Origin of the sequence: Pandoraea sp. PE-S2T-3 (genome assembly GCF_002179965.1) — a bacterium.
Lineage (GTDB): Bacteria > Pseudomonadota > Gammaproteobacteria > Burkholderiales > Burkholderiaceae > Pandoraea.
This window is the reverse complement of sequence record NZ_NGUQ01000035.1, coordinates 67631-80523: the sequence shown is the minus strand read 5'-3', so window position 1 is coordinate 80523 and position 12893 is coordinate 67631. Positions and strand designations below refer to the sequence as shown.

Annotated in this window: 11 protein-coding genes and 1 tRNA gene; 11 read left to right on the top strand and 1 reads right to left on the bottom strand. The window is 61.8% G+C overall.

What is annotated here, in order from left to right; genetic code table 11:
* Positions 1-15 precede the first annotated feature (15 nt).
* Positions 16-654, top strand: a complete 639-nt coding sequence (locus tag CDV46_RS20860; RefSeq protein ID WP_058378165.1) for a CoA transferase subunit B — start codon at positions 16-18, stop codon at positions 652-654.
* 172 nt (positions 655-826) lie between these two features.
* On the opposite strand, the gene CDV46_RS20855 is transcribed toward CDV46_RS20860, so the two are convergent.
* Positions 827-1618: a 3-hydroxybutyrate dehydrogenase gene (locus CDV46_RS20855; RefSeq protein WP_087687038.1), complete on the bottom strand. Its 792-nt coding sequence runs from the start codon at positions 1616-1618 to the stop codon at positions 827-829.
* Between the two features lie 180 nt (positions 1619-1798).
* Between CDV46_RS20855 and CDV46_RS20850 the strand changes: the two genes are divergently transcribed.
* The 10 genes from CDV46_RS20850 to pheT all read left to right on the top strand — a co-directional run bounded on the left by CDV46_RS20850 (position 1799) and on the right by pheT (position 12888).
* A complete protein-coding gene (locus CDV46_RS20850) occupies positions 1799-2686 on the top strand; it encodes an alpha/beta fold hydrolase (protein WP_087724719.1) in 888 nt (295 codons plus the stop codon).
* Positions 2687-2754: 68 nt separating this feature from the next.
* Entirely contained in the window at positions 2755-3111 is a 357-nt protein-coding gene (locus CDV46_RS20845) for a RidA family protein (protein WP_087687040.1), read from the top strand.
* Between the two features lie 47 nt (positions 3112-3158).
* The gene (locus tag CDV46_RS20840) at positions 3159-5468 is read left to right on the top strand and encodes a RelA/SpoT family protein (RefSeq protein WP_441339347.1); all 2310 of its coding nucleotides are present in this window, start codon (positions 3159-3161) and stop codon (positions 5466-5468) included.
* Positions 5469-5654: 186 nt separating this feature from the next.
* Positions 5655-5731: transfer RNA gene (locus tag CDV46_RS20835), tRNA-Val, on the top strand.
* A 240-nt stretch (positions 5732-5971) separates the two neighbouring features.
* Positions 5972-7879, top strand: a complete 1908-nt coding sequence (gene thrS / locus CDV46_RS20830; protein ID WP_087687041.1) for a threonine--tRNA ligase — start codon at positions 5972-5974, stop codon at positions 7877-7879.
* Between the two features lie 52 nt (positions 7880-7931).
* Complete coding sequence (infC, locus tag CDV46_RS20825) at positions 7932-8450, top strand: translation initiation factor IF-3 (protein WP_084656116.1); 519 nt, start codon at positions 7932-7934, stop codon at positions 8448-8450.
* Between the two features lie 176 nt (positions 8451-8626).
* Entirely contained in the window at positions 8627-8824 is a 198-nt protein-coding gene (rpmI, locus tag CDV46_RS20820) for a 50S ribosomal protein L35 (RefSeq protein WP_087687042.1), read from the top strand.
* Between the two features lie 25 nt (positions 8825-8849).
* Complete coding sequence (gene rplT, locus CDV46_RS20815) at positions 8850-9209, top strand: 50S ribosomal protein L20 (protein WP_058378172.1); 360 nt, start codon at positions 8850-8852, stop codon at positions 9207-9209.
* Between the two features lie 138 nt (positions 9210-9347).
* Positions 9348-10361 (top strand): phenylalanine--tRNA ligase subunit alpha, encoded by a 1014-nt coding sequence (gene pheS / locus CDV46_RS20810; protein ID WP_058378173.1) that lies wholly within the window; start codon positions 9348-9350, stop codon positions 10359-10361.
* An 85-nt stretch (positions 10362-10446) separates the two neighbouring features.
* A complete protein-coding gene (pheT, locus tag CDV46_RS20805; protein WP_087724717.1) occupies positions 10447-12888 on the top strand; it encodes a phenylalanine--tRNA ligase subunit beta in 2442 nt (813 codons plus the stop codon).
* Positions 12889-12893 lie beyond the last annotated feature (5 nt).

Sequence of the window (12893 nt, the reverse complement as noted above, 5' to 3'; positions counted from 1 at the left end):
ATCAAGGAGATAACCATGGCATGGAATCGTGATGAAATGGCGGCGCGCGCTGCGCGTGAGCTTGAAGACGGCTTTTACGTGAACCTCGGCATCGGCTTGCCGACGTTGGTGGCCAACCATGTGCCGGACGGCATGGAAGTCTGGCTGCAATCGGAAAACGGCCTGCTGGGCATCGGCCCGTTCCCGACCGAAGACGAAGTTGACGCCGACATGATCAACGCCGGCAAGCAGACGGTGACGACGCTGGCGGGGTCGTCGATCTTCTCGTCGGCCGACTCGTTCGCGATGATTCGCGGCGGTCACATCAATCTGGCAATCCTCGGGGCGATGCAGGTCAGCGAGAAGGGCGATCTGGCGAACTGGATGATTCCGGGCAAGATGATCAAGGGCATGGGCGGCGCGATGGATCTCGTGGCCGGTGTCGGCCGTGTGATCGTGCTCATGGAACACGTGGCCAAGGGCGACGCGCACAAGATTCTGAAGGCGTGCGATCTGCCGCTCACAGGCGTGGGCGTGGTCAATCGCATCATCACCGACCTCGGTGTGATCGACGTGACGCCGGACGGCCTCAAGGTCGTCGAGCTGGCAACGGGCGTGACGAAGGAAGAAATTTCGCAGAAGACCGGCGCACCGCTCGATACGAGCGCTGTCTGAGGGCTGAAGCGTTACTGAAACGTTACTGAAACGTTAATGCGCTGAGGGCAGCCGGGCCGTTGAACCCGGTTGTCGATGGAAGGCAAAACGGGCGGGGATATCCCCGCCCGTTTTGTTTGGCCGCGCCGTTTCCGGTGCTGCCATGTGCTGCCCGGTGCTGTTCAGATCGCGATTACTGAGCGACCCACCCGCCATCCATATTCCACGCGACGCCGCGCACTTGCGCACCGGCATCGCTGCAAAGAAACACGGCGAGTGCGCCAAGTTGATCGGGCGTGACGAACTCGCCCGACGGTTGCTTCTCGCCCAGCAACGAGCGTTTGGCGTCGTCGCTCGACAGGTGTTCACGCGCGGCGCGATCGTCGATCTGCTTCTGCACGAGGGGTGTGAGCACGAACCCCGGGCAAATGGCGTTGGCCGTTACACCGCTTTGTGCATTCTCCAGCGCGGTGACCTTCGTCAGACCGACGATGCCGTGCTTCGCCGCAACATAGGCCGACTTGCCGGCCGAGCCGACCAGACCATGCACCGAGGCGATGTTGATGATGCGGCCCCAGTTGCGCGCACGCATCGTCGGCAGCGCGAGACGCGTGGTGTGAAAGGCCGACGTCAGATTGATCGCGATGATCGCGTCCCATTTGTCCGTCGGAAAATCCTGAACTTCGGCCACATGCTGAATGCCGGCGTTGTTCACGAGAATGTCGACGCCGCCGAATTCGGCTTCGGCGTATTGCATCATCGCTTCGATCTCGCTGGCGCGGCTCATGTCGGCACCGTGGTAACCGACCTTCGTGGCGGCGTGGCCGGCCTTGGCGGCGGCCTCGGCAATGGCCTTGCGGGCAGCGTCGGCGTCACCGAATCCGTTCGCGATCAGCGTGGCCCCTTGTGCCGCGAGCGCCTGTGCCATCCCCAGGCCAATACCGCTGGTCGAGCCGGTCACGAGGGCGATCTTTCCTTTCAGCATTACGTCGTCTCCGTTGGCATATTGCGCGTGAAAGTTGCCGCGAGCCGCCGCGACTGACGCGATATGCGGCCCATGAGTCGACCCATTCTAGCTTACGGTTCGCGGCAAGCGCGGTAGAATTCGGGCTGAATACCGATCTATACGATCCCTACCGATCCACATCGATCCGATGAGTCTGCCATGCCGATCCATGCGAACCACGTGCCACGTCTGTCGAGCGTTCAGTGTCTGAGCCCCTCCGGTCTGCATCGCATGGCGTATGCGGAGTGGGGTGACCCCGAGAACCCGCGCGTGTTGGTGTGCGTGCATGGGCTGACGCGCTGCGGTCGCGATTTTGACGCGATGGCGCGCGCGTTCGCCGACGACTATCGTGTTGTATGTCCCGATGTCGTCGGGCGCGGTCAATCGGACTGGTTGCGCAACGCGGCGGGCTACGTCGTGCCGCAGTACGCGTCCGACATGGTCACGCTGATTGCGCGTCTTGGCGTTGCGACGGTCGACTGGTTCGGCACGTCGATGGGCGGACTGATCGGCATGGGGCTGGCAGGTTTGCCCGACTCGCCCATTCGCAATATGGTGCTCAACGATGTGGGGCCGCATATCGATGCGTCGTCGCTCGTGCGCATCGGTCAGTACGTCGGCATCCCGAAACGATTCGCGTCGATGGATGAAGCGGTCGATTATCTCTGGTCGATCTCGTCGTCGTTCGGGCCGCACACGCGAGAGGAGTGGCGCACGCTGAGTGAGCCGTTGCTGAAGGCGGACGGCGATGGCTATGTGCTGCGCTACGATCCGGCGATCGGTGCTGCATTTTCGGCGGTCCCGGCAGAGGCGATTGCGGCCGGTGAGGCGATACTCTGGGCGTCGCTCGCCGCATTCCCGGGCCGCACGTTGATCGTGCGTGGCGAGCAGTCCGATCTGCTCTCGCGTACGACGCTAGAACAAATGCTGGCACACGCACAACATGCGCGTGCCGTAGAAATTCCCGGCGTGGGTCACGCGCCCACTTTCGTGCATGACGATCAGATTCAGATCGCACGCCGGTTTTTTGACGGATACGCCGACTGAAGGGGTGCCGAAGCGCACCAGACGGCGGTGGGTCCGAAGTCTTAGAAGAATACGAGGAGTCTTACATCATGGCAGTACAACGTTTCTACGTCGAAAAGCGCTGGTCGGATATGGCTGTGCATAACGGCACCGTCTACCTGGCCGGCCAGACGCCCGACGACCGCACGCAAGACATGGCGGGGCAGACGCGTCAGGTACTCGCCCACATCGATCGCCTGCTCGCCGAGGCCAACAGCGACAAGACCCTGATTCTGTCGTGTCAGATTTTTATCTCCGACATGAAGCACTTCGGTGAAATGAATCAGGTGTGGGATGACTGGGTGCCTGCCGGCAATGCGCCGCCGCGCGCGACGGTCGAGGCGGCTTTGGCCGACCCCGCAATGCTCGTTGAAATTGTGATCGTGGCCGCACAGCGCGAAAGCTGAGTGCCCGATCCGTACCCTGAGGGGCACCCGGTGCCCCGTGTAACGACATGACCCAACATCAAGCGCCAACGCCCGCTGCCCCGAACTCGACGAATTCCAAGAATCCGACGAGTGCCGCGGCGGGTGTGGGCGACGCATCGCCGTCCACATCATTGCCCGCGACGCTCGACGACGCGCTCGCGTTTGCCGGCGTGCTGTGCGGCGAGAACGTCCTCTCGTCCGGCGAGCCTGTCATGGCGCATGCGCGTGGCATGCTCGCCATTCTCGACACGCTGCGCGTGGACGAGGCGACGCATCAGGCCGCAGCGCTTTTTTGCGCGGGCGAATTTCTCTCCGATACCCAAACGACACTGACGCAGAAGTTCGGCGCAGAGGTCTCTGCGCTGGTCATCGACGTCCGTAAATTGCAGCGTCTCTCGGGCGCGGGCTCGCTGGCAGCCCATGCCATGCCGTCGGACGGGCGCGACCGCGATGCCTCCGATGAACGCAAGTCGCAGGTAGAAGCCTTGCGCAAGATGCTGCTCGCGTTCGCGCAGGATATTCGCGTCGTGATGATCCGGCTCGCGTCCAGGTTGCAATCGCTGCGCTGGTACGCCGCGCAGAAGAAGGCGCCGCCGGAGGACATGCCCCACGAAGTCCTCGAAATCTACGCGCCGCTGGCAAACCGTCTCGGGATCTGGCAACTGAAGTGGGAGCTGGAAGACCTGGCGTTCCGCTTTCTCGAGCCGGTGACGTACAAGCAGATCGCCAAGTTGCTCGAAGAGAAGCGGGTCGAGCGGCAGACCTTCATCGAAGGGGCGATCGAGCGGTTGCAGGACGAGCTGGCGCGTGCCGGCGTCAAGGCCGAAGTGTCCGGCCGGCCGAAGCACATCTTCAGCATCTGGAAGAAGATGCGCGGCAAGGCCGTCGACTTTGCCGAGCTTTACGACGTGCGCGCGTTTCGCGTGATCGTGGACGACATCAAGGATTGCTACACGGTGCTGGGCATTGTCCACAACCTGTGGCAGCCCATTCCGAAAGAGTTCGACGATTACATCTCGCGGCCCAAGCCCAACGGCTACAAGTCGTTGCATACCGTGGTCATCGGCGACGACGGCCGGGCGTTCGAAGTGCAGATCCGCACGCACGAGATGCACCACTTCGCCGAGTACGGCATCGCCGCGCACTGGCGCTACAAGGAAGCGGGGCAACGCGGGTACGGCGGCGCGTTTTCGGCAGGCGACGCCTACGACGAGAAGATTGCGTGGTTGCGGCAGTTGCTGGCGTGGAAAGACGATGTTGCGGACACGGTGGGCGCCGAAGGGGCCGCGCAGCCTTGGGAGCAGCTCAAGCGCGCGACTATCGACGACCACATCTATGTCCTGACGCCGCAAGCGCGCGTAATTTCGTTGCCGCAGGGCGCCACGCCGATCGACTTCGCGTATCACCTGCATTCCGAGCTGGGGCATCGCTGCCGCGGCGCACGGGTCGATGGCGCGATGGTGCCGCTCAACACCGGACTGCAAAACGGCCAGACGGTCGAGATAGTGACGGTCAAGCAGGGTGGGCCGTCGCGCGACTGGCTCAATCCGCAGTTGGGGTATTTGCAGAGCCACCGGGCGCGGCAGAAGGTGCGCCAATGGTTCAACACGATCGATCTCGAAGAGACGATTTCGCACGGCCGCGCGTTGATCGACAAGACGTTGCAGCGCGAAGGCAAGACGTCGGTCAATCTGGAAGAGCTGGCGGCACGGCTGGGCTTCAAGACGCCGGACGACCTGTACGCGTCGGTGGCGAAGGACGAGTTCAGTCTGCGTCACGTCGAGCAGGCGCTCTCGGGCAACCTGCCCGGGCCCGATCCGCGCGACGAAGATACGCTCGTCGCCAAGAAGAGTCTGGATACGAGCGTTGCGCAGGGTGCGAAGAGCGGCGTGCTGGTGGTCGGTGTGGGCGCCTTGCTCACGCAGTTGGCCAAATGCTGCCGTCCGGCGCCGCCTGACCCGATCGTGGGGTTTGTCACGCGTGGCAAAGGCGTGTCGATCCACCGGCAGGACTGCACGAGTTTTCAGGCGATGAAGGCGCGTGCGCCGGAGCGCGTGATCCAGACCGCTTGGTCGGGCGACGTGCTCGAGGGCCGTGGCGTAGCGGCATATCCGGTCGATATTCAGATCGAGGCGACGGACCGTCAGGGGCTGCTGCGCGACATCTCGGAAGTGTTTTCTCGCGAGAAGCTCAATGTCACGGGCGTGAGCACCCAGTCGAAGGGGGCGCAGGCGTTCATGCAATTCACCGTCGAAGTGCGCGATGGCGGTCAATTGCAGCGGGCACTGGCGCAACTCACCGGGGTGACGGGAGTCGTGTCGTCCCGGCGGCGATAGACGGGCAAAGCAAGACGGACGCACGGCAAAAGCGGGACAAAACCGGGTGGGCAAGGCTGAACGGTGGCGCGGTTTCTGCGCAAGGAAGCCACCGGAAAGCCCCACCCGACGCGGTTTTTAGTGATCAGGCACAATAATCGCTTGGCGATGTGCGGAAATCTTGCTAGAATCTCGTTCTCTTGCAATAGGCTCGTAGCTCAGCTGGTTAGAGCACCACCTTGACATGGTGGGGGTCGTTGGTTCGAGTCCAATCGAGCCTACCAACGAATTTTGAAGCATTACAGTCCGCGAGACCCCGCAGACACAGACGCTGGAAGAAAACACTCATGTTGAAAACGGCCCGAACTTTCACAGTGGTGAAGGTACGACGTTAGTCGAGGGTGTTTTTCGTCTGGATGCAAGGAATGAAGAGACGGCCTCGACGACAGTCGAGGCCGTTTTTTTTCGTGGTTTTGCCGCGTGGCGTGGGCCGCGCGTGACGTTTTAGCGCATGGGAGTGCGACATGATTTCGGTACGTTTGCCTGATGGTTCGCAACGCCAGTACGAAGCCCCGCTGACGGTGGCCCAGGTGGCCGGCTCGATCGGCACGGGTCTGGCCAAGGCGGCTCTCGCCGGCCGCGTCGACGGTACGCTCGTCGATACGTCCTATCTGATCGATCGCGACGTCAACCTGGCAATCGTCACGGACAAGGACGCCGACGGTCTCGATGTCATTCGTCACTCGACGGCTCACTTGCTGGCATATGCCGTGAAGGAGTTGTTCCCCGAGGCGCAGGTCACGATCGGCCCGGTCATCGAGAACGGCTTCTACTACGACTTCGCCTTCCACCGCCCCTTCACGCCGGAAGATCTGGAAGCCATCGAGAAGAAGATGCACGAGCTCGCCAAGAAGGACGAGCCGGTCACGCGCGAAGTGCTCTCGCGTGACGACGCCGTGCGTCTGTTCCTGTCGATGGGCGAGAAGTACAAGGCCGAGATCATCGAATCGATTCCCGCGACGGACGAAATCGGCCTGTACCGCGAAGGCAAGTTCGTCGATCTTTGCCGCGGTCCGCACGTGCCGTCCACGGGCAAGCTCAAAGTCTTCAAGCTGATGAAGGTGGCCGGCGCCTACTGGCGCGGCGACGCGAAGAACGAGCAGTTGCAGCGCATCTACGGTACGGCCTGGACGAAGAAGGAAGATCAGGAAGCGTACCTGCACATGCTGGAAGAGGCCGAAAAGCGCGATCACCGCAAGCTCGGCAAGGCGCTGGACCTCTACCACATGCAGGAAGAGGCGCCGGGTCTGGTGTTCTGGCACCCGAAGGGCTGGACGCTTTGGCAGCAGATCGAGCAATACATGCGCCGCGTCTACCGCAACAACGGTTACCAGGAAGTGAAGGGTCCGCAGATTCTCGACCGCTCGCTGTGGGAGAAGTCGGGCCACTGGCAGAACTACAAAGACAACATGTTCACGACGGAATCGGAGAACCGCTCTTACGCGCTCAAGCCGATGAACTGTCCGGGCCATGTGCTGATTTTCAACTCGTCGCTGCATAGCTATCGCGATCTGCCGCTGCGCTACGGTGAATTCGGTCAGTGCCACCGCAACGAGCCGTCGGGTGGCTTGCACGGCCTGATGCGCGTGCGCGGCTTCACGCAGGACGACGGTCACATCTTCTGTACGGAAGACCAGATTCTCGACGAGTGCGTGAACTACACGGCCTTGTTGCACGCGGTGTACAAGGATTTCGGCTTCTCGGACATGATCTACAAGGTCGCGACGCGCCCTGAGCATCGTGTCGGTTCCGACGAAAACTGGGATAAGGCCGAATTCGCGCTGATGGAATCGCTGCGCCGTTCGGGCTGCGAATTCGTGATCGCCGAGGGCGATGGTGCGTTCTACGGCCCGAAGATCGAGTACACGCTCAAGGACGCACTGGGCCGTCAGTGGCAGTGCGGCACGATGCAGGTCGATTTCTCGATGCCGGAGCGCCTGGACGCCGAGTACGTGGCGGAAGACAACAGCCGCAAGCGTCCGGTCATGCTTCACCGCGCCATTCTGGGTTCGTTAGAGCGGTTCATCGGTATTTTGATCGAGCACCATGCTGGTGCAATGCCCGCCTGGCTGGCGCCGGAGCAGCTGATCGTGATGAATGTGTCCGAAAAAACGGCCGATTACGCACTCGAAGTGACGAAAAAGTTGCAAGAACAAGGGCTTAGGGCTCGGGCCGATTTGCGCAACGAGAAAATTAGCTATAAAATACGCGAGCACTCGTTGCAGAAAGTTCCCTATCTCGTGGTAGTGGGGGACAAAGAGCAAGAGGCGAATACGGTAGCCGTGCGTGCCCGTGGCGGCGTGGATCTGGGTGTGATGCCCGTTGACGCGCTCATCGAACGTCTTGCGCAAGAATGCGCATCGTTCCAATAACGCCTGTCGGACAGCGCGGCTAAATTTTTGACTTTTTTCGAGGAATAGCAACATCGCTACCGATAAGTCGCATCGCATTAATGGCGAAATCACCGCGCCTGAAGTGCGTCTAACTGGCGTTGATGGCGAGGCTCTCGGCATCATGAAACTGGCCGAAGCTTTCCGTCTGTCCGAAGAGGCTGATGTCGATCTGGTGGAAATCGCACCGACGGCGCAGCCGCCGGTGTGCCGTCTGATGGACTACGGCAAGTTCAAGTATTCGGAACAGAAGAAGGCGCACGAGAACAAGCTGAAGCAGAAGATTGTCCAGATCAAGGAAGTCAAATTCCGGCCTGGCACTGACGACGGCGACTACAACGTCAAGTTGCGCAATCTGAAGCGGTTCCTCGAAGACGGCGATAAGACCAAGATCACGCTGCGTTTCCGCGGCCGTGAGATGGCTCACCAGGAAATCGGTGCTCGTATGCTGGAACGTCTGAAGTCCGATCTCGAAGAGTTCGGTCAGCCGGAACAGATGCCGAAGATGGAAGGCCGTCAGATGATCATGGTCATCGCGCCGAAGAAGAAATAAGCCGCGGCGGTGTCGACTGACACTGCCGGGCATTAAAGAATTGCACTGCGGCCCGAGAGGGTCGCGGTAGCGATACAGGGTGCAGTCAGGCCCTGAACACAAGTGATCCCGGGTTCTACAAGGGGCGCGATTTTGGCGTCACACCTGTGATCATGTTAAAAACCTCGGAGTTTTTCATGCCTAAGATGAAAACCAAGAGCGGTGCCAAGAAGCGCTTTCGCGTGCGTCCGGGCGGTACCGTTAAGCGTGGTCAGGCTTTCAAGCGTCACATTTTGACGAAGAAGTCCACCAAGAATAAGCGTCACCTGCGCGGTGCCGTCGGCGTTCATGAGTCTGATATGAACTCCGTACGCGCAATGCTGCCCTTCGCTTAAACCCCGACTTAGATAGGAGAGAAATATGCCTCGAGTCAAACGTGGGGTCACTGCACGGGCCCGCCATAAGAAAGTCATCGCAGCAGCCAAGGGTTTCCGCGGCCGCCGCAATAACGTCTTCCGCATCGCCAAGCAAGCGGTTATGCGCGCTGGGCAATACGCCTATCGCGATCGCCGTAACAAGAAGCGCGTGTTCCGCGCCTTGTGGATTGCGCGTATCAATGCAGGTGTGCGTCAGCACGGTATGACCTACAGCGTGTTTATCGCTGGTCTGAAGAAGGCCTCGATCGAACTCGACCGTAAGGTGCTGTCCGACATGGCCATCAACGACAAGCCGGCATTTGCCGCGGTTGTCGCCCAGGTGAAAGCCGCCGTCGCAGCCTAAGCTGTAGTTAGCGTATAGCGCGTTTTACCGCGCGCCATTCGCCAGGAGGGGGCTCTCATCGGAGCCCCCTTTTGTTTTTCGACTGCTTTTTTGCATGTACATGCGGCCATTCGACCGCCTAACTTGAGCCTGTAGCATATGGATCTGGAACTTATCGTCAGCGAAGCGCAGCGTGCGTTCGCCGCCGCTCCCGACGCCGCCGCGCTGGAAAACGAGAAAGCCCGCTTTCTTGGCAAAACCGGCCAATTGACCGAGTTGCTCAAAGGCCTCGGCAAGCTCGATCCCGAAGCCCGCAAGAGCGAAGGCGCACGGATCAACGCGGCCAAGCAACAGATCGAAGGCGCCTTGCAGGCGCGCCGTCAAGCCATGGCCGATGCGCTGCTCGATGCGCGCCTGTCCGCCGAGGCCATCGACGTGACGCTGCCCGGGCGCGGTCTGGGTGCCGGTAGCCTGCACCCCGTGCTCAATACCTGGGAGCGCGTTGAACAGATTTTCCGTTCCATCGGCTTCGACGTGGCCGACGGCCCCGAGATCGAAACCGACTGGTTCAACTTCACTGCCCTGAACAGCCCGGAGAACCACCCGGCCCGTTCGATGCAGGACACCTTCTATGTCGAAGGTAACGACGATGCCGGCAAGCCGTTGCTGCTGCGCACGCACACCAGCCCGATGCAGGTGCGTTACGCGCGCATGAACAAGCCGCCGATCAAGGTCATCGCCCCGGGGCGGACCTATCGCGTCGACTCCGATGCCACGCACTCGCCGATGTTCCATCAGGTCGAAGGCCTGTGGATTGCCGAAGACATCAGCTTTGCCGACCTGAAGGGCGTGTACACCGATTTTCTGCGCAAGTTCTTCGAGCGCGACGACATTCAGGTGCGCTTCCGCCCGTCGTACTTCCCGTTCACGGAACCGTCCGCCGAGATCGACATGCAATTCGAAACCGGCAAGAACGCCGGCAAGTGGCTGGAGATTTCGGGTTCGGGGCAGGTGCATCCGAGCGTGGTGCGCAACATGGGTCTCGACCCCGAGCGCTACATCGGTTTCGCATTCGGCTCCGGCCTTGAGCGTCTGACGATGCTGCGCTATGGCGTGCAGGATCTGCGTCTGTTCTACGAGAACGATCTGCGCTTCCTGCGCCAATTCATGTAATGAAGTCGACGGCCCTGTGCTGGCGCGCCAAGCCGCTGCCGCCGGGCTCTCGGATGTGAAGACTTAACTGCGAGCGAACTGATCCATGCAATTCTCTGAATCGTGGCTGCGTACCCTGGTCGACCCAGAGCTGTCGACCGACGCGTTGGCGCACGCCCTGACGATGTCCGGGCTCGAAGTCGAGGAAACCGACCCCGTTGCCCCGCCGTTTACCGGCGTCGTGGTGGCCAAGGTGCTCGAAGTGGCCCGTCACCCGGATGCTGACCGCCTGAATGTGTGTCAGGTGGATGCCGGCACCGGCGAGACGCTCACTATCGTGTGCGGCGCGCCCAACGTTGCCCCGGGCATCAAAGTGCCGTGCGCCACCGTTGGCGCCGCACTGCCGCCGGCAGAACCCGGCGCGGCCCCGTTCCAGATCAAGATCGGCAAACTGCGCGGCGTGCAAAGCTTCGGCATGCTGTGTTCTGCCCGTGAGCTCAAGCTCTCGGAAGACCATGGCGGTCTGATGATCCTGCCGGAAGATGCCCCGGTCGGCATGAACATCCGCGAGTATCTCGACCTGGACGACACCGTCTTCGTCGTGAAGCTCACCCCGAACAAGGCCGATTGCCTGTCGTTGCTCGGCGTCGCGCGCGAAGTGGCCGCGATCACCGGCGCCCCGCTGAAAGATTTGCCGGGCCAAGGCGCGCAGCCGTCGACGATCACCGACACGTTCCCCGTCAAGATCAGCTCGCCGGAAGGCTGCGGTCGTTTCGGTGGCCGTATCATCCGCAACGTGAATGCTGCGGCGCCGTCGCCGCGCTGGATGGTCGAGCGCCTCGAGCGCGCCGGTCAGCGCAGCATCTCGGCACTGGTCGACATCACCAACTACGTGATGCTCGAACTGGGCCAGCCGCTGCACGTGTACGACCTGAACCGTCTGCAAGGCGGTATCGACGTGCGCTTCGGCCGCGCGGGCGAAACGCTCAAGCTGCTCAACGAACAAACCGTCACGCTCGACGAGAGCGTGCTCGCCATTACTGACGCCAGCGGCCCGATCGGGCTGGCCGGCATCATGGGCGGCGACTCGACCAAGGCCGGTCTGGAAACGCAGAATATCTTCCTGGAAGGTGCTTTCTTCTTCCCGCAAGCCATTCAGGGCCGCGCCCGCAAGTACAACTTCACGAGCGATGCGTCGCACCGTTTCGAGCGCGGCGTCGACTTCGCCGGCAACGTGCGTGCGCTGGAACGCGCCACGCAACTCGTGCTTGAAATTTGCGGCGGCCAGGCTGGCCCGCTGGAAGATCAGGTGGCGCGTCTGCCCGAGCGCAAGCCGGTGACGATGCGTGTGGCCCGTGCCGTCAAGATTCTCGGCGTGCCCGTGAGCGAGCAGGAGATGGGTGAGATCTTCACGCGCCTCGGTCTGCCGTTCGCGCTGAAGGACGGTGTGTTCGAAGTCACGCCGCCGTCGTATCGCTTCGACATCGAAATCGAAGAAGACCTGATCGAAGAAATCGCGCGCATCTACGGTTTCGACCGCATTTCGGCCAACCCGCCGGTCGCGGCAAGCGCCATGCGTCCGACGCAGGAAGGCCGCCGCTCGCAACACGCGGTGCGTCACGCCATTGCCGCACGCGACTATCACGAGACGGTGGGCTTCAGCTTCGTCGATGTGGAGTGGGAAGCCGATTTCGCCGGCAACGACAACCCGATCAAGCTGCTCAACCCGATCGCGAGTCACCTTGCCGTGATGCGCTCCACGCTCATCGGCAGCTTGATCGCCACCACGCGCTACAACCTGAACCGCAAGGCATCGCGCGTTCGCGTGTTCGAAATCGGCCGCACGTACCACCGCGACAACACGGTGGCATCGGGTGAGCTGACGGTGGGCGGCTATCGCCAGCCGGTGACTGTGGCGGCTCTCGCATACGGTCCCGTGTTCGACGAGCAATGGGGCGCCGCATCGCGTCAGGTCGACTTCTTCGATGTGAAGGGCGATCTCGAAGCGCTGCTCGCACCGCGCTCGGCACGCTTTGTGAAGGCCGAGCATCCGGCGTTGCATCCGGGACGTAGCGCGGCCATCGAAGTGGACGGCAAGCGCGTCGGCTTCGTGGGGGAACTGCATCCGCGTTGGCAGCAGAAGTACGATCTGCCGCACGCACCGGTGCTGTTCGAGATCGAAGCGGAAGCGCTGTTCGCGCGCGATGTGGCGAGCTACGAGGAGATCTCGAAGTTCCCGCCGGTCACGCGAGACCTCGCACTCGTGGTGTCGCAATCGCAGGCGGTGCAGCCGCTGATCGACGCGATGCTGGCGGCACGTGAGGACGACCCGGCATGCAGCGTGATGCAGTCCGTGCGCCTGTTTGACGAGTTCCGTCCGAAGGCCGGCGCAGCATCGGGATCGCTTGGCGCGCAAGACAAAAGCCTGGCGTTTCGTGTTACTCTGCAAGACCCCTCGGGTACCCTCCAGGACGAGACCGTCGAGCGCGCTGTCGCTGCGTTGGTACAACGGGTTGGAGACGCGTTCGGCGCACGTTTGCGCGCGTAAAGCAT